The organism is Fimbriimonas sp. LA-C6 (assembly GCF_055398105.1).
In genome coordinates, this window is sequence record NZ_AP038796.1 from 731,557 (window position 1) to 754,069 (window position 22,513).

Below are 22,513 nucleotides of genomic sequence, written 5' to 3' on the forward strand. Positions count from 1 at the left end.
CCAGTATCTTGATAAAAACGGACATCTATGTTACTCACGGAGTCGCACGCCTACGTCGTCAATATTGGGCTTGGTGGTTTCTGCCACTTTGAGCACGAGCCCACGAACTCTCGTCATGAGCACGACTTTTATGAGATCAGCATTGTTACTTCGGGGACTGGGCGGTTCACGCATGGCGGTGAAGATTTCCAGTTGCAGCCAAACGATGTTTTTGTGTCGGACCCAAGGGTGCTTCACGAGATCAGTTCTTTTGAGACTCGGGATCTAGTCATCTTCTTTGTATCGTTTTCGATCAAGCCGCTTGCCAATCGGGAGATTGAAGGAACTGCTGACCGCGTTTTGTCTTCTTTTCTCGCGGGGCATCGCTTGTTGGCACGAGATGCGTCTCGGTTGGTTCCTTACACAACGCTTTTGGCTAATGAAGCTCGATCGCGTGGGCTGAACCAGTTGGCTCAGTCGAGTTTGGTGACGTTGTTTACTTTGGAGGCGATGGAGTGCTTGACGCTTGAATCGAGCAATGAGCAGCCGGTTGACGCTCCTGTGCCTAATGATGTGGTGCGCGCTCTGGAGTACATTCACGCGAATATTTCTCAGGCGATTTCCGTGCGGGATGTGGCGGATCATGTTCATCTTTCTCCTCGGAGTTTGCTGAGGCGATTTGAGCTTCACTTGGGCAAGGGTGTCAAGGACATTATTCAGGAGCGGCGCATGTTGGCGGCTGCGCATCGGCTTTTGATGGGATACAACGTGCGTGAGGTTTCGGAGTCGATGGGGATCCATGATCCGAGTCAGTTCACGCGGGCGTTTCGTATTGCTTTTGGAACGACGCCGAAGCGGTTTCAGGCGACCTACGTGCCTGGCAGTTTGAGTCGAAATACACGGATGACGACCGAGATTGTGGACGAGCCAGATACAAACTCTTAAATCCCCTGAACAAGTGCGTTCAAGAAACGTAGACTAACAAACATATGGCGCGTAATCCGGGTGATCGCATTTTTGGAGTTGAGACGGAGTTCGGCTGTCTGGTTTCGGACGAAGCTCTTGGGTCTCCCGAGGCGGCAGTAGAGGTTATTAAGGACTACCTTTTCTACGAGTTGCGGTTGGGTGCGCTTGACCTGCATGCTCGTGACGACGTGTTTGAGCCTGCCCAGTCGGGTGGGTTCTTGATGAACGGGGCACGGCTTTACATTGATGCCGTGGGGTCTCACTTGGAGTATGCGACTGCCGAGTGCATTGATCTTAAGGATTTGGTGGCGAACGACCGGGCGGGACAGCGGCAGATTGTTCGGGCGATTAAGGAGTTAGGGTTGGACGATGCGGTGAGCATCTACAACAACTCCGTGGACCATTTTGGTGGTCATACATTTGGGTGCCATGAGAACTATCTGGTGAGGGCGGATGATGACTTCTTGAACATCTCCGTTCACATGTTCTATCCGTTCTTGGTTACTCGGCAGATCTTTGCTGGGGTGGGGCGTGTTGGTGGGCACATCTTATCTACTGACGGGAAGAAGCCATCCTATCAAGAGGTGATGGAAAACCCGGTTGACTTCATTTGGGTTTCGCAGATGTATTCCGTGTTTCCTGATGAGCGCGTGAAGTTCCAGTTGAGTCAGCGCGCGGATCATATTGTCAAGACCATTGCGTCTCGGGTTCGGTTTAACCGTGCTTTGATCAATCCTAAGTGGGAACATTTCTACTCGCACAATGGGATGACTCGGTTGCACTTGCTGTTTGGCGAGTCGAATCAGAACGAGTATGCGTATGCGCTGAAAGTTGGTACGACGTTGTTAGTGATCCGGATGCTGGAGGACTTCTTGGTTCCCGAGAGCTTCATGTTAGAGCATCCATTGCAGGCTCTGCGTGATGTTTCACGGGATGAGAGCTACCAGTGGGTTGTGACCATGTCGGATGGATCGACGATTCGGGCAGTTGATCTTCAGCGGAAGTATTTGGAGATTGCTCAGGCTTACCGGGGCGAGAGTCAGCAGACCGACTGGATTTTGGATAACTGGGCGTCTATTTTGGATGGTTTAGAATCTGACCCGATGGCTCTTGGGGACCGTGTTGACTGGGTAGCAAAGCGGCAGATTGTTGAGCAGTACATGAGCGAGGAGGGGTTGGAGTGGGGCGATGACGCCTTGCAGTCGGTGGACTTGGAGTATCACAACATCAACCCTGAGAGCAGTTTGTTCCACGCTTGGCAGCAGATGGGGAATACCAAGCGGATGTTGGACGATTTGGACATTGTGATGGCGATGACAGATCCGCCCCAGAATACGCGTGCTAAGGGTCGGTCCAAGTTGGTGGAGCAGGTTCTTCAGAAGAAGAATGCTCGGTTCTATATGTTTGATTGGAACGGGGTGGCGTTGGACCGGCACACGTATGTGGAGATGCCGGATCCATTTGATACTTACGAGAACGTTTCGCCTTGATGGGAGGCATGTTTTGGCCCACATTCTGGTAAGGCCTCGGTTCTTAACACATCTGTGTTGAAAAATGTTAAGAAGGTAGGTCTTACCCAATAAATGAAACGAAACCGACTTGCATTTACCCTTATCGAACTTTTGGTTGTCATCGCGATCATTGCGATCCTCGCGGCTATCCTTTTCCCTGTGTTTGCGCAGGCTAAGCTTGCAGCCAAGAAGACTGCTGATCTCTCCAACTTGAAGCAGATTGGCCTTAGTACCGTGATGTATCAGGGCGATGTGGACGACCAGTTCCCTCTTCAGTGCGGTCTGTCATCTCCTACTGGAAAGTGGAAGTACAACTCTAGAATCTTGGTTCCAGCGGACTGGTCCACTGCCCCCGACACTGATTCGCGTGTTTATGCTGCGGTTAGCCAACCGGTCAACAGCACTCAGCCTTACACCAAGAATCTTGACATGTTCCTGATGCCTGGCGCTTCGAAGGAAGTTGCTAATCAGACGCTTTACAACAACGGATATACATCGAAGACCGGCGTTGCTCCCAAGGCTATTAGCTACACCTATAACGGCCTGTTGAACGCATTCTCAGCGACTGGGCTTAACTCTCCAACCGACGTGCCTATGTGGTGGCCTGGATTTGGTCAGGCTGCTAATAAGGGATGGAACTATTCGAACCCTTGGCTTGGTTGTGACAGCAACACGCCTTGCGTTTTTAACGCGTCGACCACTTGCACCGGCGACGGTAGCTACGGTGGGCTTGGGACTAACATCCAGGAAACCGCTTGGTGCTTTGGTAAAGGCGAGAACTGGGCATTTGCTGACGGTCATGCTAAGTTCCGCCAGCTGGGTGCTTCACCGACTGGTAACAACCAGCAGCTTGATCCTTGGACAAACTACCTTGCAGACGGAACTCCTACCAAGTCTGCTCAGACTGCCTCGGACTGCTATCCGGTTGCGTTCCGACCTGACTTCCAGAAGACTAACTAATCTTCTTTGTGGTGCCGCGCTTTTGCGCGGCACTTTTGCGTTTAGCCCTTCGCTAAAGCGAGTTGGATGAGGTCGCGGGAGGGTTTGAAGCTCATGTCTTCTTTGACTGTCTCTAGGACGGTTACGGGGACGTCTGAGCGGCCCTGGAGGAGTTCTCCGATGATGTCTTCTACCAGTTGCTCGGGGGTGGAGGCTCCGCTGGAGATGCCGATAGATTTGTAGTCGGTTTTCCAGTTGGGATGGACTTGATCAGGGGTCATGAGTAGGTGGCTTTCGACACCTAGTGTTTCCGCGACTTCTCTTAGGCGGTTGGAGTTTGAGGAGGTGGTGGAGCCTACGATGAGGACTAGATCGCATTGGGCTGCCAGTTCTCTTATGGCGAGCTGGCGGTTTGTGGTGGCGTAGCAGATGTCTTCCTTGCCTGGCGTTTCGATGTGTGGGAAACGTCGGTGGAGGACGGCCATGGTTGCGCGTACTTCTTCTACGCTGAGGGTGGTTTGCGTGAGGATGGCGAGCTTTTCGTGGGGTGGAAGGACGAGTTGCTCTGCTTCTTCAGGGGTCTCGACCAGGATCATGCGGTCGGGTGCCTCTCCCATGGTGCCTTCGGCTTCTACGTGGCCTTTGTGGCCGATGTAGATCATGAGATAGCCTTTGGCGGCGAAGTGCTTGGCTTCGTTGTGGACCTTTGTGACGAGCGGGCAGGTGGCGTCGATGATGGTGAGTCCGCGTTGTTTGGACTGGGTGCGGATCTCTGGGGAGACGCCGTGGGCGGAGTAGACGACGACTCCACCTTCTGGGATGGCTTCGATGTCTTCCACGAAGATCACGCCTTGGCTCTCGAAGCTCTTGACGACCCACTCGTTGTGAACGATTGCGTGGCGCACATAGATAGGTGCTCCATGAATTTTCAGTGCGAGACTGACCACTTCGATGGCGTAGGAAACTCCGGCGCAGAAGCCCCGCGGTGCTGCCAAAACGATACGATCCACGTCTAATTGTACCGTTGTTGAATACACTGCCCAAGGAACGGATAGAAATGCCATGAACTCTGAGGCGATCAACCAACTTTTGCTAGCACGGATCCGAGACTTAGCCAACCGGAGGAGCGCTGGATCGCCGGATCATCATCGGCAACGGGTCGAGGCGGATCGGTCTGTTCTGATGAAGTCGCTGGGGCTGGAGCCATTGCCTCCGCACCCGGATTTGAACTTGCAATCGAGGTTGTTGCTTCAGAAACCGGGGTACTCGGTGGAGGGGTTGAGCTATGAGTCGCGGCCTGGATTGTTGGTGACGGCTCATCTCTATTGTCCGGAGGGCGCGGGGCCGTTTCCGTTGATTTTGCGGCCTCACGGGCAGTGGGTTGGCAAGAAGATGGAGCCGTTGGTGCAGGCTTCGGCGATTGGGTTGGCGCTGGCTGGGTTTGCTGTGCTGGTTGTTGACTCACCTGGTCAGCCGCCTGAGGATACGGTGTTGGATGAGCGGGCGGTTCTTGGTCGGCAGGATAACGCTTGGCTACATATGGGGTCTTCGGTGGCGGGGGTTTACGCGTGGGATTTGATCCGGGGGCTGGATGCTTTGCAAGGGGACGCCCGGGTGGATCTGACGAAGGTTGGGATTACGGGCGAGGACGATGGGGCGCTGGTTTCTGCTGTGGCGTTTGCGTTGGATGAGCGGATTGGTTGTGCGGCTGTTGTGTGTTGGGCGGCTAGTTTGGAGACGGCTCCGGTGAGTGGGTTGCGGATACCGGGTCAGATGGCGTTGGGAGATCGGTCGGACTTGCTGGCTTTGCGGGCACCTTCCCCGGTGATGATCGTGTGTGCGAGCGAGGATTTGGAGTATCCCCTGGCGGCATGTGAGAAGAGTTTTCAGAAGTTGAAGTCGATTTATAAGCACCATCGGCAGGAGGAGCTTGTTCGGTTTGAGGTTGTGGAGGGGGAGCACGACTACAACCGGCGGATGCGCGAGGGGGTTTTGGCGTTCTTCTGCGAGCACTTGCAGGGGCAACCTCGGCGGACTTATGTGCCTGAGAAACTGCCTTTGACTGACGGCAAGCATAACCCGGCTGTGGGCTATACGGAGCCTGCCGAGCGGGAGGATATGTTAGTGACTCCGACTTGGGATCGGCAGTCGGTTTCGATGGATAGCCTGCTGGCGGAGGCTCTGCTACAGCCTTATCCGGAGCCTTATGACGCTCACGGTCGGCTGGCGCCTTGGGCGAAGTATGGGAAGGTTGAGTTTGCTTTTGAGGGAGCGGAGTTTCGGATTTCGGATTCGGACTTTGATTTTGAGAGCATTCAGCAGGATCTGTGCTTTGCTCTGGGGCTGTCTGTTCCGGAGGTTGTGGCTCAGTTGATCCACTTGTCTGCGCCGGGGATCCCTTCTGGGTGGGAAACGACTGGGTTGAATGCGGATGGGCTGACTACGCTGATTGCTTCGGTGCGCAATTTGGTGGGTGGGAAGGATGATGAGGCACCGCTTGCTCGGGTGGTGGCGAGTGGGCCGGTCTGTTCGATGGCTGCCAACTTCTTGGTGAGCTATCGGCCGGGGTTAGAGATTGAGGTCGATCATGTTTATGAGAATTGGTTGGATATTTTGCGGAGTGATCAGGAGCTTTTGATCCAACCGAATGCTCGATATATGGGATGGCCGGTTCAGAGCAAGGCGTGAAGGGCGGGGTCTTGGCACTTGGTCTTCTTGAGGAGTTCTTGTAGGATTCGGTGCTGATCGTTGTTGAGGGGTTTGGGTTTGAAGCCCTCTGAGGCAACGATTTGGGTTAGAGCTTCGATGGCGAGTCTCCGGATCTCTTGCTCTTGGGCCATGGCGTTTGCTGTGGCGTGACGGGTGCTGTAGATGCCTGCTGAGAGGGCGAGACAGGCGATGGCTCCGGCGCCTGCGGTCTTTTGTGCTCCGTCTGCTATTGGGCCTTTGAGGATGAACGATAGGGGTAGGGCGACGACGAGGATGACTCCTGCGACGCCTGCCATCCATCGGTAGGAGCCTAGGTGGCCTCGGGCTTCGATCTGCTCTCGGGTGATGCGTAGGACTAGGGAGACGGAGCGCATGGATGCGTCATCGAGGGCGGTTTGGAAGGTCTCGACGATTTGGGCGACGGGGATGCCTGGGAACTTACCGTATCCACCTCCGGTGCCGTCTTGTTCAGGGTTAAGTTGAGATTGCATTGTTGAGGATTCTTACCGCGGTTTCCGTAAAGTCTGGATGATTCTTGCCTAGTCTCTTCACAAGGTATCGGGATCGGCGATTTAGCTTGAAAGTGACATCCGGTCGAGCCTGTAGAATCTGGGATAGGCTCTCGCATAGCATCGTTTCGATGTCTGGAATTGTTTCATCCTTTGGATTGAGCTTTTCTCTCAGCCGCCTAAAACTTGGATGGAATGATACGACTAGTAATACGAGTCCCAAACCGACCAGGGTTAGCCACTCCCGGACGAGTTCACCCCTCAATACGAAATAAAACATTGCTCGATGCAGAGTTAGCAACGCGGCAGCAATCAGGATAAGAGTCGTATGTTCTTTTTCGCGAAAATCGAGTTGTTGGTCGGCTATTCGAAGGAGCGCCTCAACTGAGCGAGACGCCCCGTCTGCTACACATGCAGTAAATGTCATTTGGATATCTTTGAGCTGCAAGTAGGTAGCGTCAGCGCACGGGTGTTCTGGACTGAAGTCTTTCTTTCGCCTCCTCGGGTAGATCTCTTCGTTACCAGCGGGATCCGGCCAGATCGTCTCCAACGGCTTGGTAGCACTCCAAGTAAATTGGGGCTTCTTTTTCCAGTTTCTTGAGACGATTCTTATCAAGCTGTCACGCTCCACTCCGTCGTGTCCTTTAGGGCCCTCTCCAGCATCCGCATATATTCCTTATGTGGGACTTCAAATGCTCCGAGCGATTCGAGGTGGGGGTTCATGAGTTGGGCGTCGAAGATGGTGAATCCGAGTTCTCTACAGTGGTTCACTAATGCCCATAACGCGACTTTGGAGGCATCGGTTGCGGTGTGGAACATAGATTCTGCACAAAAGCATGAACCAAGGGCGATTCCGTAGACTCCGCCGACCAGTTCGCCATCGAGCCAGCACTCGCTGCAGTGGCCCCAACCGTCGAGGTGGATTTGGGTGTAGACACGGATGAAGTGGTCGCTGATCCAGTTATCGCCGGGGCGAAGACAGCCGTTCATGACTTGTTCGAACGCGGTGTCGAAGCGGATTTCGAACTTGCCTTTCTTGAGGGTTTTGGCGAGGGATCGGCTTACGTGGATGCCCGTGATTGGGAAAAGCGTCCGGTGATAGGGTTGGAACCACTCGACTTTGCCGTCTTCCATGGTCATTGGAAACGCCCCGCGTTCATAGGCGTAGCGGATGAGCCAGGGGGTGAGTTCTTCGCCGTTCATAGGTTGCCGCATTAAGAATGCGGCTTTAGTTTAGCGGGAAGGTGAAACGTGTTGTTGAGTTTGCGTGTTTAATATCTTCGGAGTTTGATGTGAACCAGATCTCAAATATTCGAACGGAGAAGGTCGCTCAAGTTCCGGAGGAAGCGGGTTGGCAGCTTGACCCTAAGCGGTCGTATACACCTTTTGAGTGCTATTTGCTGTCGGACTATTTGGTCGCTACTGTCGTTTCGCTCCTAATCCCATTGTTCATCGGGAGCCTCTTCTTGAATCACGAGTTGCAGTTACCCATCGCTGTGACTGTTTTAACGTTCCTTTTGTGGAATAGGCGGCGGCGAAAAGGTGAACACCGTACGCACCTCGATCTGTTCAGAGTATCGCCGATGTGCCTCGGCTGGAGAATCAGTTCGCGGTGCGTGTCGTTTTTCGGCAAGGTAAGACTCGCTACGGGAAAGATCGGGGTCTGATGACGTTTGTCGATGGGTGGGTCTATTTTGAGGGGCTTCAGACGTCGTTTGCCATGAAGCAGTGCGAGCTATGCGCTTCAAACTATTGGCCCGATAGGCGTAATACGAATCCCTCGGAGGCACCCTATTCGTTTTCTAAGGAGATCGATTCGCGGGACTTCGCCGTCGATGTTTGGCTGATTCACGCTTTGCAGGTTGGTAGCAATAGATTCTCGTATCCTGACAGTGAGTTACGACGCATCGTGGGGCTTTGGCCGCGTACGAGTGAAGATGCCCCAGAGGGTAGATCGATTCTCTTCCCTACTCGACCTCACCCGGATGCCTACGTGTTGCCGTGGTTGGTTGCGATAGCCGTGGTGATCGCGACGACGGGCGCGGTGATCTTGACTTGGGTGTCGGCGATGTATGGGTCGTTTTAAGGTTTTTGGGGATTAGTTATTGGGGCGTTTCTTGCCTCCCGAGGACTCTCAGGCGTCAGGAATCTGGACAGGCTTGCTAAGAAGAGGGCACGATGAGGCAGATTGATGCCCAGAGGGTGGCGGATACACGGTACGCAGAGTGGAAAGAACTGCCTGAGGACAAGCGCTCTGCTCTGTTAGCTGGGATTCGTGATTGGGTGTTGGGGCCGTACTTTGGGATGGCGTTGGCAATTCCTGTCTTTGTGGCTATTGCCTACTTCACTCACCAGACCTTTTTGTTTTTTGCCGTTTTGCCTATCTTCTCTGGAGGAGTGCGAGCCTCAGCTCGGGGACGTGTGACCAGATTGATGGACTTGCCTCGTCCTCCAACGCAATTTCCTGTCTACGTTCGTTTAGCTCGTGGTCGCCGTGCGCTCATCAAATACGGCCACGATGAAGGTGTTCTTTCCTTTGTAGATGGCTGGCTTCACTTTGAGGGTGCTCGCACCTCTTTCAGTTTGAGGCATGGTGGATTGGGGGTGCAGCCTCTCGATAGCCACGAGAAACTCTCTAAGTCCAACGCCTTTATATTTGAATCTAGCGACGATGATCAACGGTTTCAAGTTACAGTTTGGTCATACAATGCGATCAAGAACGAGGAGCTGGTTGAGACCGGGTTGACGGCGAGATTTCGCGAGGTGCTCTTGGAGTGGATTGATCGCCCTCAGCCTCGGGGCGGCGATATCTGTGTGTATCCGCCGAAGGATCCGTCACCGGTTATGGTTGACCAAGCTTGGCTTGGTGTGAACTTTGGCACCTTCCTTTCATTCCTTTCTCTGGTGTTTTTATTTACTTGCGATCAGTTTATGGCGGTGACACCTTGGACTTACCTTGTTGCTTTGATCATGTTTGTGGCGGGGGTTTATGTTCGCGGGATGGGTTTGTTCCAGGTACAGGCTTTGGAGCGGATGAAGGATGAAGCAGATCCTTTGGATATTCGTCATCCTGACGTGTTGGATATGTTGTGGATCGGCGTTACGGCTTGGAGGCGTCGGAAGGATCGGGCGCAGTTGAAGGCGCCTGGGTAAGGGACGAGGCTATGCATAGATTCACTACGGACGCACCCACAAGAAGCGAAGCTGACTCTCGGTTGCCTCAGCATGTGATGGGGCGGTGGGAGCTTCATCCGGGGACTCGCTACAGCCCTTTTTGGTGCACCTTACGACTCGCCCGAGAGCGACCGCTTCGAATGTGGCCGCTTTTGGTTGCAGCGGGAATTGCGTCCCTTTTCTTTATTTCGGCAAGGTCACTCGTCTTTCCCTTGGTCTTTCTCCCTGTTCACTTCATGAAAACCCCAAGATGTATAAGAAGAAAAGAACTGGGAAACGTGGCAGAGATTTCTGGGTCGCGGCCCCAGCTTCCTGTGGAGATTGAGATTTGGGCTGGAACACTTTTTTATGGCTCTGACGACGGTTTTGTTACCTTTGAGGGTGGATGGATTCACTTTGAGGGGCTTAGGACTTCGTTTAGCCTGGAGCAATCCGAGACTTCAGCGATCATTAAGAAGAGGAACCAACGCGGGCATTATGTCCCCCTGGCTGCGCTGTGTGATTACGCGTTCAGCGCGGAGATCGACGGGAATAAGTTTGATATCGCCCTTTGGCCGTATGAATCGATTAACTCCGATGGAAGAGATATTGAATACCCCGTCAATGGACTTGAAAATGAGTTCAGCAACTGGCCTAGACGTGGTTACTTCCCTCGTGACAACAGTCCGTTTTACTTCCCTTCGACGCCGCATCCAGAAGCGTTTGTAAAGCCTTGGTTATTGTTGGGGGCAATGGATCTATCGATTTTTGGGTCTGGCGTAGGGCTTGTGATGACGCTTTGGCGAGGGTCCTATCCTTTCGTTCCTTGGTGCCTTGTTCTTGCACTCACAATTTTTATTGCTCTACGTGGTGCAGCCGTTCGGTCATTAGACGTGCTGACCCGGTTGTTCCAGCACGAGAAGCTGAAAGACTCGGAAATTAATGGAATCTTTGGAGTGACCTTAACTGAGTCTTTGGGCTACGCGTTGCGGCGTAGCCCACGGATTCCTAAGTTCCGAAATTAGCCTCTGGCGAGGACTGTTTCGGCGATCTGGACGGCGTTTAGGGCGGCGCCTTTGAGGAGTTGGTCGCCTGCGATGAACATGCAGATGGAGTTGGGGTCGGATTTGTCTTGACGGATTCGACCTACTAGGACGTCTCCTTGACCACTTGCTTCTAGGGGCATTGGAAAGTGGTTTTTCTGTCGATCATCCACGACTCTGACGCCATCGATGCCGGTGAGGGCTGCTCGCACTGCATCTTCGCTTGGTGCTGGACCGTCGAACTCGATGGTGACTGACTCGGAGTGGGCTCGTAGAACAGGGACCCGGACGCACGTGACGTTGATCTTGAGATCGGGCATCCCAAGAATTTTCTTGGTCTCTTCCATTACCTTGAGCTCTTCTTCGTTGTAGCCGCCTTCTCCGATGGGAGTGTTGTGGCTGAAGAGGTTGAAAGCGTAAGGGTGTGGCAGAACAGATGGAGTTGCTTTGTCACCTGCAAGGACAGCACGTGTTTGTTCTTCCAATTCGTTCATCACGGCTGCACCGCCACCGCTCGCACTCTGGTACGTTGATACGATGAGTCTTTTAATTGATCCTAGCTTTCGTAAGGGGGCAATTGCCATGCAGAGGATGATCGCTGTACAGTTAGGGACTGCAATTAATCTTTGAGAATCAGTGATGGCATCCGCATTTATTTCAGGAACTACAAGAGGAACACCCGTATCCATGCGAAACGCGCTAGAATTGTCTACGACTAAGGCTCCCGCGGCTATGGCAGCCGGGGCAAGAGTTCGAGACCGTGTGGCTCCTGCGCTGAAAAACGCAACATCCACACCTTCGAAGGACTCTGGGGTGGCCTCCTCAATCGTGAAGGATTGGTTTTTAAATGTTGCAGTCTTGCCAACAGATCGGGAACTCGCAAGGAGTCTTAATGATCCAACAGGGAAATTACGCTCTTCAAACAGTCGAAGAAACTCATTTCCGACCGCTCCCGTTGCGCCTACAATCGCAACGTGCAAATCTTTTTTCACATGTAGGGTGTACCCGGTGAGAGACACTTTCCGCAAAACCCCTATGCATTGTTGTATAGTCAACGCCTGAGGAGGCGAAAAAGCGTGCGATCCGAGGGAAACGAACCACAGATTGAGCTCAATTTTGATTGTGCAGCCTCCGCCACCGCGCTCAAGCGGGCTGAAAGCACAGGCATGGCCTATGTACGGCTCGAAAATATCACAGGAAGTGTTAATAAAACAGCTACTGGATATTGCGTGGTGCCGCAGGGTGTTAACGGTCTCGTCATCAACCTTAAAGGGACCATCCTTGCCAGGACAGCGCCACAAGGCAAGCTTGTCCTGATTCCGCCACGAAGCATTACGTACTTACGCACGTCCAAACTGATTGTGCAGTGCGCTCGCGGTGAGCACCATTCGATTCTCCTGACTTGGCCAACGCCGGCAACGCAGTTGATGGAGAACTGGATCCAGATTAAGTTCGGGAATCGATCGGTTAATCCTCCACGCTCGATTGCTTGCCGTCCGATTGATCCTTATTTTAAGGACGCTTACGATCGCTTTGACAAGGCCATTTCTGGTCCGGCAGAGATGATGGAGCCGTTGGTTGTGTCGTTCCTGTACGAGGTTTGCTCCAAGTTGGTGAGTGGTGGGGATCAGGTTCAGTTGGCGTCGGTGCCGATGGATCTCCCTGAGACCATTAAGGACTTGATTGCCAAGGTTCGATCGAACCCGGCGCACCCTTGGCCTCTTAAGGATGCGGCTGATATGGCTGGATATTCGCCGTTCCACTTCAGTCGTGTTTTCAAGAATCTTGTTGGGTACGGATTCCACGAGTATGTGGATCGATGTCGGACGGAGTCGGCTGTTGAGCAGTTGGTTACGACCGATAACGCAGTTGATCTTGTTGCGAGCACATGTGGGTTTGGAACCACCCAGGGCTTACGAGAATCGGTTAAGGAGTATTTGGGGCTTGTTCCGAGTGAGCTCCGCTCCGTTCCTGACGCCATTGATTTTGGCGAATAGCAATTATTAGCGAGATAGGGCTTGTTTCCTATCTCGTTTCCATTTGTGTTGTATTATTTAGATTGTTGGCTAAATGTCTATATTGAACGACGAAGTATTTAAGGCTCTCGCAGACCCTACACGTAGGAAGATCTTGCGGATGCTCGGAGACAAGGAGATGACTGCTGGCGAGATCAGCGCGCAGTTCGACATTAGCGCGCCTTCGATGTCTCACCACTTTGGGGTTCTCAAGCAGGGTGGTCTCATTTCTGGCCGACGCGAGGGGCAGCAGATCCTTTATTCGCTTAACACGACGGTGGTGCAGGACTTGATCACCGTGTTCATGGACATGTTCGGCTCTGTGGAGCAAGAAAAATGAGTCTACGAAAATCGATTATTGTTCAGTTTGCGATTCTGCTTGGGCTTGTGATCTATTCCGTTGTGATCGCGAGCAGGATGCCTGACGTGGTGCCGGTGCACTGGGGCATCAATGGGAAGCCAGATCGGTATGGGAGCAAGTGGGAATCCGTGGTGATCATGCCTCTCGTGCTTGTTTTCAACATAGGGTTTACATTGCTGCTGCCCAAGATCTCTCCCAAGAAGTTTAAGATCGAGAGTTTTGAATCGACCTATGGCTATGTGATGGTGTTGGTTTCGCTGATGATGGCCGCCCTACATGTGATCATCATGCGGGGATCGAGCGGCTCTGAGATGGAGATCAAGAGACTGACCATGCCTGTGATGTTCATTTTCTTTGCGCTACTGGGCAATGTGATTGGCAAGGTGAAGCAGAACTACTATATGGGGGTTCGGACACCTTGGACTCTGAGCAGCGAGAAGGTTTGGCATGCTACGCATCGGGCGGCGGGCAGGCTGTGGTTTGTGGGCGGGATTGTGGGAGCGCTTTTGGGGCTGGTTGGCGTTCCTATGGTGGCGCTTATCCTGCTGTTGTTTGTTATCGCTCTTACGCCTGTTGTACACAGCTACGTGCTTTACAGGAAGTTAGAGCCGGATGAGATGAATGGGGCTCCTCAGTAGAGCCCCACATGCACCTTACAGTTTGAGGATACGGGCGGCAGACTCCATGTCTTTGTCGCCTCGACCGCTGAGATTCACCAAGATTCGGGTACCGGGTGCGTACCTTCCCTTCTCTAGAAGCGGCGCAAAGGCGTGGGCGCTTTCAAAGGCCGGGATGAGGCCTTCTTTTCTGGCAAGCCATTGAAGTGCTTCGAGGGCTGCGTCGTCGGTTACGGCTGTGTAGTTCGCTCGTCCGATATCCTTGAGGTAGGAGTGTTCAGCTCCGACGCCAGGGTAATCGAGGCCCGCCGACACAGAGTGGGTTCCCATGACTTGTCCGTGCTCATCCTGCATGAGGTAGCTGTATGAGCCGTGCAGGACGCCTGGAGTGCCCGCTGAGAGAGGTGCTGCGTGTTCCGTGGTATCTAGGCCGCGCCCGCCTGCTTCTACGCCCAGGAGCTTTACTTCTGTGTCGTTCACAAAGCCTGTGAAGAATCCGATTGCGTTGGATCCTCCGCCAACGCAGGCGATGCATTCATCGGGCAGGCGGCCGTAGCGTTCGAGATATTGAGCTCGGGCTTCGTCTCCGATGACTCTTTGGAACTCTCGGACCATGTATGGGTAGGGGTGGGGGCCAGCGGCTGTACCGATGATGTAGTGGGTATCGGCCACGTTGGTGACCCAGTCTCTCATGGCTTCGTTGAGGGCGTCTTTGAGGGTTCGGGTGCCGGAGGAGACAGGGTTTACCTTCGCTCCGAGAAGCTTCATGCGGAAGACGTTGAGCTGTTGTCGGACGGTGTCGTCCACGCCCATATAGACTTCGCACTCAAGGCCGAAGAGGGCGCATACCGTTGCGGTTGCTACTCCGTGCTGGCCGGCTCCTGTCTCGGCGATGATTCGCTTCTTGCCCATTCGCTTGGCGAGTAGGCACTGGCCGAGGGCGTTGTTAATCTTGTGTGCACCTGTATGGTTGAGGTCTTCCCTCTTGATGACCACGTGCAGGCCGGTTTCTTCGCTTAGTCGCTTCGCCTCGGTGAGGGGTGTGGGGCGCCCTACATACTCGGCGAGGTAGTAGCGGAACTCTTCCAGGAAGGCTGGATCTTGCCATGCAGCCTCGAATTCCTTGTCCAACTGGTCGAGTGCCGGGATAAGGGTTTCTGGCACGTATCGACCACCGTAGTCGCCGAATCTGCCTTTGAGGTCTGGTTTCGTCTGCATAGCCTCTAGATTCTACGGCAATCGAGGCACATCTCGCTCAAATCCGTGGATTCCCTCCCTAAAAGGGAGTATCGATCTTATTGAAAGCAATAATATTGCGCACGTAGTCAGTAGTTGCTATCACTTTAGCAAGAGATGAGTGCAATTAGACCTTCGGATCTTCTTTTTAAGGTTCGCGAGAGTCTAGACTAAGTGAATGGCTTCTCGTGCAGACAAAGAACGGCATGTGCTGCTCGTTGAAGATAATCCCGACGACGAAGAATTGGCTCTGCGGGCGTTGTCGCGTGTGGACCCCAACATATTAGTCACTGTGGCGCGGGACGGTAACGAGGCTCTCCAACGACTGGTTCCCAACGGAGAATCCACAGTAAATTTACCGGACCTCGTACTCTTAGACCTTAAGATCCCTAAGCTAAATGGATTTGAGGTTCTGAAAAAAGTTCGCGGAGTAGACAAGCTTGTGGGAGTTCCCATCGTGGTGTTGACTTCCTCCGATGAGAGCTCCGATATTCTTGCGTGCTATCAAAATGGTGTGAACAGCTATGTCCGCAAAGAGGTGGACTTCATGCTGTTTCTTGAGAGCATCGAAGAGATTGTCAAGTACTGGTTGTTCAGAAACGTGGCAACGGATCGGTCAGAGACTCGCTACCACTGAGCCTTCCGTCGTTCGCGAGGCATCGGGACCTGTTTGTCGATCCACATTCGGAATCCGAACACGCTTAAGAACCCTACTGCGACGAAAAAGATGGGCATCAGCCAGTTGCCAATGCCTGACTTGGTTTCGCCTTTGAGTTCAACTTCTTCTTGCTTGAGATCGTTGACCGCGCTCACGTTTTGAGCGGCTGCCACGTTGTCCTTTGCGTCGCCGTCGTTACGTGTAGACTCCACGTTAAAGCCTGACTCGTCGGTCTTTGTCGGGACTGCTCCGACCACACCTTGTCTTCCGTTCAGGCTCTGCTCTTGGGCGTATTGCTGCTGGGAATGTACAGGAAGGTCTTTACCCGCTGCTGCCCTGTCGATAATGGGAGCAGGACTGAGTGCAGCCAACGTTGCGATTGTGAGGATAACCCAGATTTTTTTCATGTGCGTGCAGTTCCTGTTGATGGGAGCGTATCGCCCACACCATATACAAATCCTTGGTCTTTCCACGCGCTTCTCAACATGACTGGGCTTCGTGGAAGTTGAATGTCGATGAGTGGCTGCGAGGTCAGCGTCCTTTCTCGGATGCGTGAATCGTAGTTCATGCGCATCGGGAGTGAGTAGGCAACCATTGCTTCGTCCTTACTGATGATGGAGCCGTTGAATTTGATACCGCTGCCACCTACACCGACGTTTCCTCCTCCGAGGAAGTTGGTGTAGAGGACTGCATCGAGTTGGGTGACACCCTCGGCCACGCTGTTCATGGTGGAGTCTGGGAGGACCGTCTGGTAGCGCATGCGTCCTGTTGAGTCGACTTCCTTCGCGTTGAATGGTGGGATCCAGTTACCGTTTTCATCGTAGCGGCCCTTGGTAAAAGGCGGCGTCATGTAGTTGAGCGGGCTGGAGTCCGTGAAGTCGGTGGTTTTGCCCATGATTACGGAGCCACGGGCAGCCAGTGCGAGAAGGTCTGCCTTCTCGTTTGCGTTATCGATGGTTGTCGGGTTCGATCCTTTGAAGTTGGGCTTGTTTTGATAGACGATCGAGCCAACGACGTGGACATTGCGACCGGTGTAGATCGTGCCTTGGCCTTTGATGGTGCCCTTGATGAGGATGTCTTGCGAGACGGTGACCGGACCATGGATGATGATCGGGTGTGCGGCCGTTCCTACCATCACCGCAGAGCCTGAGATGTTGCCATTGGTTGTGAGGGTTTGGTAGGAGTTTGTTGTTGTGTTCCACACCTGGATGTACGCACCTGTTCCGTAGTTTGGATTTGCAGTGCCGTCTGCGTAGTTTCGCTTTGAATCGACGTATGTGCTACTGAGGTTTTGGTAGTAGGACAGGTTGCTGAGGTCGGGCATGATGACCTCTTGCGTTGGGTTTGAGTCGAGAATGGTCTTGGTGGCTGTGTTTCCGACTGCGGTTCGGTTCCAAGAACTGGTGCCGCTGGAATCGCCTACGACGGCACCCGAGAGGCGGTTGTTGGAGATATTGCCTGTTGACTCGAACACGAGGTCGCGCCAGGTCTCATACATGGAGGTGCCTTGAGCGCCGTAGGTGGCTGCGTTATAGGATTGCCGCCACCGGTTCTCGTTGTCGGCGTTTCCGCTGTTGGTTGCTGCGGCGTTCGCGGCGTAAGTCGATTGGTCCCATTTTACGGGTGGGGTGTTGAGAAGGCCCGCTGCGGGTGAGCTGAGCTTTTCATTGAGACAGGCAAAAACGGAGCCGTTGACCGTGGGCGAGCCGTTGGTGAAGTTGAAGTTTCCGTTAGCGCGCATGTCGCCGTTGACAATGAGGTCGTTGACTCCGAAGCCGTCCATCCAACCGTAGTTGTTGACGAAGTAGGCGTAGTCGAATACTTGGCTGCGTGCGAGTTGATAGGTGGCTGAGACATCAACCGTTTTCTTGGCCTCGCCAGCGTCGATTTGTCCGTTGCCGTTGCTGTCAATCCATCCAACGCATCGGATGGTGACGACTCTGGAGTAGCCATCGGGTGCCGTGACTGAGATGACTCCGGCAGAGAAACGTCCTACACCGGGCAGTGCGTCACCCAGTGCGTTTTTGGGTGAGCTTGCGCTTGCACCTGCTGTGGCGGCATCGAAGCTGGTGAAGTTCTGTGACGTTTTGAAGGGTCTCCAGAGCGATCTGAGCACTGACTGGATACCTGCTTCGCATAGGTGGGTTGCTTGAATTTCGCGCGCTTGCCGGTCAGCTTGTCGCATGGCGGCTGTTGATGAACTGATATAGCTTGCCGATCCGACTGCGAGCAGCGACATTACCACGAAGGCCGAGATGAGAGCAGCACCACGGCGAAAACGGCCTCTGATGCGTTTTCGATGTGTAGGTTTCATTTAGTCAACTCCGGGATATTTCTGAGATAGATCGTTTCTCGACTTCGGCTGGTGACCTTATCCGTACGGTAGGAGGCTTTTTGGGTCACGACCATTGCTGTGATTGAGCGCGTGATGGAACCGGTTCCGGGCTGGAAGAGCTTGTAGGAGGCGGTCCCATTGGCAGAGAGAGGGTCTGTTGTGATCACGCCGTCGCAGAAGATGGTCGCGGCTGATCCCGTGACTCTCTGGATGGCGTTGTTGCGCATTTCGATGCGACGTGAGATGCCGTCCCATGTGATGGGCATGACGTAGGCTCCGGAACTGTCCGTTTGTGGGAGTCGGTAGGACAGGCCCATGCCGTCTCCGTCTACCGTTACGCTCATGGCTTCGCGTAGCTCTCGGGCAATCTTGCGGACGGCCAACTGGGAGCTTGATTCTGCATTGATTCGTCCTTGGCCTCGATACCAGTTGGACATTCCCACCAAGAAGATGCTGAGTGATACGAGCAGCGTCATTGAGGTCATGGCAGATGCCACTAGGACTTCTACAAGGGTTACACCGCGAACTCTTCTGGACATAGTCTTCATCTCACAAATTCGCCACGAGGGTCGCGACTTGGAAGCTCTTGGTGGCGCCACGGTCCACCCACTTGACGGTTACGGTTACTCTTCGGAGATCGATATCGGCTTGCTCGATCATGACGGTGCCTGTTCCGGACGGCAAGACTTTAGAGGGAGCATCGTTAGCCGCACTATCTGAATTGGTAAAGGTGTAAGTATTTGCTGAGGTTGGCGTGGAGCTATCGATGAGTTGGAAGGTGACTAGCTGGCTCGCCGACACGTTTGCATAGCCAAGCCCACGAATTGATTCGAGCTCCTTTTGGGCGATACCCATTGCTTTCTGATACAGATTTGCCTTGTTTCTGGAGAGGTTTGCCACGGGCATTGTTGCCGCAACCACGAGTGCTGAGGTGGCCACCAAGAACATGGCAAACAACACTTCTAGCAAGGAAAATGCTCGAGACTTTGGTGCTCTTTTCATAATTCTTCCCAATAAAAAAGGGAGCGGCTACGCCGCCCCCCTTCGATATCGTCACGCCGTAGCTTTCTTAGAGTGGGCAGGTGCCAGTCGCTGCTGGTCCGCAAGCTGCGTCCCATTGGTCTGCGGTCATCGAGTTGTAGCTGGATGCTGCGCTGACTGTGCCACCAGTGCTGTAGGTGCCGGATGCGAGTGGTCCACTTGGCCACTTGACGTAGTTCGGATCTAGGTCAGTAGAGGTAACTGCGTCTGAGCTTGCCTTACCTTTCTCCATTGCCCACTGTGACTTAGCGGCATCGATCTGCTTCAAGTTAGCCTTGATGGTCTGGTAGCGGCTACTACCACGAGCCTTAAGGAAGTTTGGTACTGCGATTGCCATCAAGACGCCGATGATCAAGACGACGATCATGATTTCGATAAGTGTGAAACCCTTCTTTCTGCGATTGCGATTCATTTAGCTTTTCCCCTGACCTCTTTATTGAGAGCTTCCGACTCTCCCTGAGCTATTTCCATTCAAAAGGGCGGGGCATCCTCGCATCATTACTAGGATTCCATTGCATAAATAGCTCTAGTGGGGTGCAAAACAAAACAGCCCCATGCCGGTGGCATGGGGCTGTTTTAAAGCCTATAACGAGCTTATAGGGGACAGGTACCGGTTGCTGCTGGTCCGCAAGCTGCGTCCCATTGGTCGCCGGTCATCGAGTTGTAGCTGGATGCTGCGCTGACTGTACCACCGGTGCTGTAGGTGCCGGATGCGAGTGGTCCGGTTGGCCACTTGACGTAGTTCGGATCTAGGTCAGTCGAAGTGACTGCATCGGTGTCGCTCTTACCTTTCTCCATTGCCCACTGTGACTTAGCGGCATCGATCTGCTTCAAGTTAGCCTTGATGGTCTGGTAGCGGCTACTACCACGAGCCTTAAGGAAGTTTGGTACTGCGATTGCCATCAAGACGCCGATGATCAAGACGACGATCATGATTTCGATAAGTGTGAAACCCTTCTTTCTGCGATTGCGATTCATATGCTGTTACCCTAACCCGTTGTTTGCTTTGGGCTTGGTAGCCCGTGTCGATTTGATTCCACAGGGTTTTGGGGAGGGACACCGTATGTGTACGGGGATTTAGTGTCCAAAACATATGTAAGATAGGAAGTCACAGGTCTAGGCACAGACTATGCTGTGTCGGTACCCTTAGCTCATGTCCGAAACGGCAATTCTAATTCGGGTTGATAGCCACGAACTTGATGAGCATACGGTAGTCACCTACTACACGCATGTGTGTGCGGCCCTTGAGGGAGTTGCAGGGTTTCTTGGAGCTTCGTTCTCCCGCAGTATCACGGATCACTCTAAGGGTCTGATTTTCTTCCATTACGAGAGCATTGAAGCGGCCGACCTTGGGCTCAAGACGATTGCCCAGAAGCGGACTCTTATGGAGTCCCAGGTAGTAGGGAGCGCGCCAGCTGACGTCATGCGATTACGTATTGTTAAGTCAGGTGGAACGTTGAAGGGGACGAGCGGCAAGCCTGACTTTCTTTCCATGAGCGTAAGGGTTGCCGAGCCAGGTTACGGGAAAGAGCTGGTGGAAGAGTTGACCCGGATCTTCGACGAGTTACGAATGCTGGATGGATTCACAGGTTATTTGGTTGGGGTGAACGATACTCTTGAAGAAGAGGTCATCGGCATCGCCAGTTGGTCGTCAGTGGAGGGCTTCAGGGCTTCTCTTCCCGTGGGTATGCCTTACGAAGTTCGTCTTTACGAACACTTTATGTAGACCGAAAGCTTTGAAATGTCGTCTAGATTTACTATGAGAAAGTCGATCGTAGCGTCTTTTGTCGTCTGTGCGACAGTAGCGGCTGGGTCCAATGCGCATGCCCAGTTCTCAAAACCGAGCCCTAAGCAGCAGATTGAGCTAGGCAAGAATGCAGCGAAGGAGCTTCGGCAGAAAGAGAAGGTTCTACCTGCGACGGACATTCGGGTGAAGACTCTGCGCCGTGTGGCCACACGATTGCTTAGCAACGTTAAGGACAAGACCAATTGGGAATATTCGTTTGACGTGATTGACAGTAAGGAGGTCAACGCGTTTGCTTTGCCGGGCGGACCTGTTTTCTTTTACACGGGCATTCTTTCTAAGATGAAGACCGAGGACGAGTTGGCAGGTGTTTTGGGGCACGAGCTGACTCATATTCGTCATGAGCACTGGGCCAAGCAGTATCGTGACAGCCAGACCCGAGATACGCTTGTGGCGATTGGTGCCCTCATTTTCAAGGCTGGCAGGACAGTTACGGACTTGGCGGGGCTAGCGAGCGGTTTATTTAGCTTGAAGTACAGTCGAGGCTCGGAATCTGATGCTGACGATACCGGGTTCGATTTGGTGGCTCAATCGGGATATAACCCGCAGGGGATGGCGAACGTGTTTCGGATGCTGGAAGCGGAGCAGAAGGGTGATAAGCCTCCTGAATTTCTAAGCACGCACCCTTCGGACAAGCATCGTATTCAGAAGATTGAAGACAAGATCAAGAAATCGGGCGTGACTTATCCGCCGCTCCGTCCCATGAAGTTGAGTGGTTAGCAGCAGCGACGCTGTCTATTCACCACGTCTCGGCTGTGTTCAAAAACCATCTGTGTGAGTTCGTTCCACAGATGGTAGATCGCTGGAAGTTCGTCGATGGTGACGAGGCGAACGCCTCTAGACTCTTCGGGCATTGAGATTGCTTGGAGGCTTAGCACCTGTGCTGCGTAGCAATCGGCCCAGCGGACTTCGCTCCGCTCGGTGATGTTGTAGCAGCCCATGTAGTCAATGCCACCTAGGATGGCTCCTGCTTCTTCGATTGCTTCCCTTCTGACGGCTTCTAGCGAGCTCTCGTGTGGCTCAACTCTGCCTGAAGGGATGCACCAGCCTCTGCCGGCGATATCGCAGATGACCACCTTCTCACCAACCCAGGGGAAAACGAGGCCCGCAAACGCTCGAAGCGGGGCTCGGAATGGTGCTGGATGAAACCGCAGCACCTGTCTCCCATATTGGCCTGAAGGAAATTTCTTCAAATCACCACACGATAACTTTGCCGATCACCTTGGACATCTCCACCGGCCCAAAAGATCGGCTGTCTTCGCTTTCCGGTCGGTTGTCGCCAAGAACATACAACATATCTTTGGGAACGACAAAGGGGCCGTCTGCTAAACGGTGAGATTTAGGGGCGTTTGCGCTCTCGACCGCTTCGCCTCCAAGCTTATAGACGCGCTTGATGATGTAGCCGTCCGGATTGTTGTCTTGGACGACTACGATGTCTTTTTGCCTTATCTCTCCAACCAACCAATACGCTTTGCAGACCAGCAGTCTCTGACCTGTGTGAAGAGTTTTGTCCATGGAATGTCCTGAGACAACCACGGTGCGGCAGTTTAAGTAGAAGAAAATCGCAAACGCCAAAACAAACAACATGGCGATGCCGAAGCCTGTAATCGCCTTCTTTCTGGTCTTAGCCATTCAAC

Annotated in this window: 27 protein-coding genes; 13 read left to right on the forward strand and 14 right to left on the reverse strand. The window is 53.3% G+C overall.

Going from position 1 to position 22,513, the window contains the following annotated elements; translation table 11 throughout:
• The first annotated feature begins 27 nt into the window (after positions 1-27).
• The 3 genes from ACZ51B_RS03455 to ACZ51B_RS03465 all read left to right on the forward strand — a co-directional run bounded on the left by ACZ51B_RS03455 (position 28) and on the right by ACZ51B_RS03465 (position 3,416).
• Positions 28-924, forward strand: a complete 897-nt coding sequence (locus ACZ51B_RS03455) for an AraC family transcriptional regulator (RefSeq protein WP_464295838.1) — start codon at positions 28-30, stop codon at positions 922-924.
• A 44-nt stretch (positions 925-968) separates the two neighbouring features.
• A complete protein-coding gene (locus tag ACZ51B_RS03460; protein WP_464295839.1) occupies positions 969-2,435 on the forward strand; it encodes a proteasome accessory factor PafA2 family protein in 1,467 nt (488 codons plus the stop codon).
• A gap of 93 nt (positions 2,436-2,528) precedes the next feature.
• Positions 2,529-3,416: a prepilin-type N-terminal cleavage/methylation domain-containing protein gene (locus ACZ51B_RS03465; protein WP_464295840.1), complete on the forward strand. Its 888-nt coding sequence runs from the start codon at positions 2,529-2,531 to the stop codon at positions 3,414-3,416.
• Between the two features lie 41 nt (positions 3,417-3,457).
• Here ACZ51B_RS03465 and ispH read toward each other — a convergent pair whose 3' ends face one another.
• Positions 3,458-4,405, reverse strand: coding sequence for a 4-hydroxy-3-methylbut-2-enyl diphosphate reductase (gene ispH / locus ACZ51B_RS03470; RefSeq protein WP_464295841.1), 948 nt, complete (start codon positions 4,403-4,405; stop codon positions 3,458-3,460).
• Positions 4,406-4,457: 52 nt separating this feature from the next.
• On the opposite strand from ispH, the gene ACZ51B_RS03475 reads away from it, so the two are divergent.
• Entirely contained in the window at positions 4,458-6,083 is a 1,626-nt protein-coding gene (locus ACZ51B_RS03475) for an alpha/beta hydrolase family protein (protein WP_464295842.1), read from the forward strand.
• Here ACZ51B_RS03475 and ACZ51B_RS03480 read toward each other — a convergent pair.
• Genes ACZ51B_RS03480 through aat form a run of 3 tightly spaced genes read right to left on the reverse strand, consistent with a single transcriptional unit; the run spans position 6,068 to position 7,816 of the window.
• The gene (locus ACZ51B_RS03480) at positions 6,068-6,595 is read right to left on the reverse strand and encodes a hypothetical protein (protein WP_464295843.1); all 528 of its coding nucleotides are present in this window, start codon (positions 6,593-6,595) and stop codon (positions 6,068-6,070) included. The genes ACZ51B_RS03475 and ACZ51B_RS03480 overlap by 16 nt on opposite strands.
• Complete coding sequence (locus tag ACZ51B_RS03485) at positions 6,579-7,229, reverse strand: hypothetical protein (RefSeq protein WP_464295844.1); 651 nt, start codon at positions 7,227-7,229, stop codon at positions 6,579-6,581. The genes ACZ51B_RS03480 and ACZ51B_RS03485 overlap by 17 nt, the downstream gene beginning before the upstream one ends.
• Positions 7,226-7,816: a leucyl/phenylalanyl-tRNA--protein transferase gene (gene aat / locus ACZ51B_RS03490; protein WP_464295845.1), complete on the reverse strand. Its 591-nt coding sequence runs from the start codon at positions 7,814-7,816 to the stop codon at positions 7,226-7,228. The genes ACZ51B_RS03485 and aat overlap by 4 nt, the downstream gene beginning before the upstream one ends.
• Positions 7,817-8,225: 409 nt before the next feature.
• Here aat and ACZ51B_RS03495 point away from each other — a divergent pair, with 409 nt between their 5' ends.
• The 3 genes from ACZ51B_RS03495 to ACZ51B_RS03505 all read left to right on the forward strand — a co-directional run bounded on the left by ACZ51B_RS03495 (position 8,226) and on the right by ACZ51B_RS03505 (position 10,791).
• Positions 8,226-8,699 carry a hypothetical protein gene (locus ACZ51B_RS03495; protein WP_464295846.1) on the forward strand — a complete coding sequence of 158 codons (474 nt, stop codon included), beginning with the start codon at positions 8,226-8,228 and terminating at the stop codon, positions 8,697-8,699.
• A 92-nt stretch (positions 8,700-8,791) separates the two neighbouring features.
• Positions 8,792-9,766 (forward strand): hypothetical protein, encoded by a 975-nt coding sequence (locus ACZ51B_RS03500; protein ID WP_464295847.1) that lies wholly within the window; start codon positions 8,792-8,794, stop codon positions 9,764-9,766.
• Between the two features lie 299 nt (positions 9,767-10,065).
• Positions 10,066-10,791, forward strand: coding sequence for a hypothetical protein (locus ACZ51B_RS03505; RefSeq protein ID WP_464295848.1), 726 nt, complete (start codon positions 10,066-10,068; stop codon positions 10,789-10,791).
• Here the strand turns inward: ACZ51B_RS03505 and ACZ51B_RS03510 are convergent.
• On the reverse strand, positions 10,788-11,801 hold the full coding sequence (locus tag ACZ51B_RS03510) for an aspartate-semialdehyde dehydrogenase (protein WP_464295849.1): 1,014 nt from the start codon (positions 11,799-11,801) through the stop codon (positions 10,788-10,790). The genes ACZ51B_RS03505 and ACZ51B_RS03510 overlap by 4 nt on opposite strands.
• A gap of 84 nt (positions 11,802-11,885) precedes the next feature.
• Between ACZ51B_RS03510 and ACZ51B_RS03515 the strand changes: the two genes are divergently transcribed.
• From ACZ51B_RS03515 to ACZ51B_RS03525, 3 genes are all read left to right on the forward strand, one after another.
• Positions 11,886-12,806 (forward strand): helix-turn-helix domain-containing protein, encoded by a 921-nt coding sequence (locus tag ACZ51B_RS03515; protein ID WP_464295850.1) that lies wholly within the window; start codon positions 11,886-11,888, stop codon positions 12,804-12,806.
• Positions 12,807-12,879: 73 nt separating this feature from the next.
• Positions 12,880-13,164 carry an autorepressor SdpR family transcription factor gene (locus tag ACZ51B_RS03520; protein WP_464295851.1) on the forward strand — a complete coding sequence of 95 codons (285 nt, stop codon included), beginning with the start codon at positions 12,880-12,882 and terminating at the stop codon, positions 13,162-13,164.
• On the forward strand, positions 13,161-13,823 hold the full coding sequence (locus tag ACZ51B_RS03525; protein ID WP_464295852.1) for an SdpI family protein: 663 nt from the start codon (positions 13,161-13,163) through the stop codon (positions 13,821-13,823). Before ACZ51B_RS03520 ends, ACZ51B_RS03525 begins: the two co-directional genes overlap by 4 nt.
• Before the next feature lie 15 nt (positions 13,824-13,838).
• Here the strand turns inward: ACZ51B_RS03525 and trpB are convergent, their stop codons facing one another.
• Entirely contained in the window at positions 13,839-15,020 is a 1,182-nt protein-coding gene (gene trpB, locus ACZ51B_RS03530; protein ID WP_464295853.1) for a tryptophan synthase subunit beta, read from the reverse strand.
• 196 nt (positions 15,021-15,216) lie between these two features.
• On the opposite strand from trpB, the gene ACZ51B_RS03535 reads away from it, so the two are divergent.
• Complete coding sequence (locus ACZ51B_RS03535; RefSeq protein ID WP_464295854.1) at positions 15,217-15,675, forward strand: response regulator; 459 nt, start codon at positions 15,217-15,219, stop codon at positions 15,673-15,675.
• Here ACZ51B_RS03535 and ACZ51B_RS03540 read toward each other — a convergent pair.
• The 6 genes from ACZ51B_RS03540 to ACZ51B_RS03565 all read right to left on the reverse strand — a co-directional run bounded on the left by ACZ51B_RS03540 (position 15,666) and on the right by ACZ51B_RS03565 (position 20,050).
• Positions 15,666-16,103: a hypothetical protein gene (locus ACZ51B_RS03540; protein ID WP_464295855.1), complete on the reverse strand. Its 438-nt coding sequence runs from the start codon at positions 16,101-16,103 to the stop codon at positions 15,666-15,668. The two genes, ACZ51B_RS03535 and ACZ51B_RS03540, sit on opposite strands and share 10 nt — an antisense overlap.
• Positions 16,100-18,010, reverse strand: a complete 1,911-nt coding sequence (locus ACZ51B_RS03545; RefSeq protein ID WP_464295856.1) for a hypothetical protein — start codon at positions 18,008-18,010, stop codon at positions 16,100-16,102. Before ACZ51B_RS03545 ends, ACZ51B_RS03540 begins: the two co-directional genes overlap by 4 nt.
• Complete coding sequence (locus ACZ51B_RS03550; RefSeq protein WP_464295857.1) at positions 18,007-18,570, reverse strand: PilW family protein; 564 nt, start codon at positions 18,568-18,570, stop codon at positions 18,007-18,009. The genes ACZ51B_RS03545 and ACZ51B_RS03550 overlap by 4 nt, the downstream gene beginning before the upstream one ends.
• A gap of 10 nt (positions 18,571-18,580) precedes the next feature.
• On the reverse strand, positions 18,581-19,033 hold the full coding sequence (locus ACZ51B_RS03555; RefSeq protein WP_464295858.1) for a type IV pilus modification PilV family protein: 453 nt from the start codon (positions 19,031-19,033) through the stop codon (positions 18,581-18,583).
• A gap of 67 nt (positions 19,034-19,100) precedes the next feature.
• The gene (locus ACZ51B_RS03560) at positions 19,101-19,484 is read right to left on the reverse strand and encodes a type II secretion system protein (RefSeq protein WP_464295859.1); all 384 of its coding nucleotides are present in this window, start codon (positions 19,482-19,484) and stop codon (positions 19,101-19,103) included.
• A gap of 182 nt (positions 19,485-19,666) precedes the next feature.
• The gene (locus tag ACZ51B_RS03565; protein WP_464295860.1) at positions 19,667-20,050 is read right to left on the reverse strand and encodes a type II secretion system protein; all 384 of its coding nucleotides are present in this window, start codon (positions 20,048-20,050) and stop codon (positions 19,667-19,669) included.
• Positions 20,051-20,225: 175 nt separating this feature from the next.
• Here ACZ51B_RS03565 and ACZ51B_RS03570 point away from each other — a divergent pair, with 175 nt between their 5' ends.
• Both ACZ51B_RS03570 and ACZ51B_RS03575 read left to right on the forward strand, forming a co-directional pair.
• Entirely contained in the window at positions 20,226-20,798 is a 573-nt protein-coding gene (locus tag ACZ51B_RS03570; RefSeq protein WP_464295861.1) for a hypothetical protein, read from the forward strand.
• Between the two features lie 33 nt (positions 20,799-20,831).
• A complete protein-coding gene (locus tag ACZ51B_RS03575) occupies positions 20,832-21,596 on the forward strand; it encodes a M48 family metallopeptidase (RefSeq protein WP_464295862.1) in 765 nt (254 codons plus the stop codon).
• Here ACZ51B_RS03575 and ACZ51B_RS03580 read toward each other — a convergent pair.
• Entirely contained in the window at positions 21,593-22,033 is a 441-nt protein-coding gene (locus ACZ51B_RS03580) for an NUDIX domain-containing protein (RefSeq protein WP_464295863.1), read from the reverse strand. The genes ACZ51B_RS03575 and ACZ51B_RS03580 overlap by 4 nt on opposite strands.
• Before the next feature lie 37 nt (positions 22,034-22,070).
• Complete coding sequence (lepB, locus tag ACZ51B_RS03585) at positions 22,071-22,508, reverse strand: signal peptidase I (RefSeq protein WP_464295864.1); 438 nt, start codon at positions 22,506-22,508, stop codon at positions 22,071-22,073.
• Positions 22,509-22,513 lie beyond the last annotated feature (5 nt).

Bases quoted from the DNA above. Each gene is read 5' to 3' on its own strand.
- ACZ51B_RS03550 (WP_464295857.1), bottom strand. From the start codon at position 18,570: ATGTCCAGAAGAGTTCGCGGTGTAACCCTTGTAGAAGTCCTAGTGGCA.
- ACZ51B_RS03575 (WP_464295862.1), top strand. From the start codon at position 20,832: ATGAGAAAGTCGATCGTAGCGTCTTTTGTCGTCTGTGCGACAGTAGCG.
- ACZ51B_RS03500 (WP_464295847.1), top strand. From the start codon at position 8,792: ATGAGGCAGATTGATGCCCAGAGGGTGGCGGATACACGGTACGCAGAG.
- aat (WP_464295845.1), bottom strand. From the start codon at position 7,816: ATGAACGGCGAAGAACTCACCCCCTGGCTCATCCGCTACGCCTATGAA.
- ACZ51B_RS03570 (WP_464295861.1), top strand. From the start codon at position 20,226: ATGTCCGAAACGGCAATTCTAATTCGGGTTGATAGCCACGAACTTGAT.
- trpB (WP_464295853.1), bottom strand. From the start codon at position 15,020: ATGCAGACGAAACCAGACCTCAAAGGCAGATTCGGCGACTACGGTGGT.
- ACZ51B_RS03465 (WP_464295840.1), top strand. From the start codon at position 2,529: ATGAAACGAAACCGACTTGCATTTACCCTTATCGAACTTTTGGTTGTC.
- ACZ51B_RS03545 (WP_464295856.1), bottom strand. From the start codon at position 18,010: ATGAAACCTACACATCGAAAACGCATCAGAGGCCGTTTTCGCCGTGGT.
- ACZ51B_RS03475 (WP_464295842.1), top strand. From the start codon at position 4,458: ATGAACTCTGAGGCGATCAACCAACTTTTGCTAGCACGGATCCGAGAC.
- ACZ51B_RS03460 (WP_464295839.1), top strand. From the start codon at position 969: ATGGCGCGTAATCCGGGTGATCGCATTTTTGGAGTTGAGACGGAGTTC.
- ACZ51B_RS03555 (WP_464295858.1), bottom strand. From the start codon at position 19,033: ATGAAAAGAGCACCAAAGTCTCGAGCATTTTCCTTGCTAGAAGTGTTG.
- ACZ51B_RS03455 (WP_464295838.1), top strand. From the start codon at position 28: ATGTTACTCACGGAGTCGCACGCCTACGTCGTCAATATTGGGCTTGGT.
- ACZ51B_RS03520 (WP_464295851.1), top strand. From the start codon at position 12,880: ATGTCTATATTGAACGACGAAGTATTTAAGGCTCTCGCAGACCCTACA.
- ACZ51B_RS03525 (WP_464295852.1), top strand. From the start codon at position 13,161: ATGAGTCTACGAAAATCGATTATTGTTCAGTTTGCGATTCTGCTTGGG.
- ACZ51B_RS03540 (WP_464295855.1), bottom strand. From the start codon at position 16,103: ATGAAAAAAATCTGGGTTATCCTCACAATCGCAACGTTGGCTGCACTC.
- ACZ51B_RS03565 (WP_464295860.1), bottom strand. From the start codon at position 20,050: ATGAATCGCAATCGCAGAAAGAAGGGTTTCACACTTATCGAAATCATG.
- ACZ51B_RS03560 (WP_464295859.1), bottom strand. From the start codon at position 19,484: ATGAATCGCAATCGCAGAAAGAAGGGTTTCACACTTATCGAAATCATG.
- ACZ51B_RS03480 (WP_464295843.1), bottom strand. From the start codon at position 6,595: ATGCAATCTCAACTTAACCCTGAACAAGACGGCACCGGAGGTGGATAC.
- ACZ51B_RS03535 (WP_464295854.1), top strand. From the start codon at position 15,217: ATGGCTTCTCGTGCAGACAAAGAACGGCATGTGCTGCTCGTTGAAGAT.
- lepB (WP_464295864.1), bottom strand. From the start codon at position 22,508: ATGGCTAAGACCAGAAAGAAGGCGATTACAGGCTTCGGCATCGCCATG.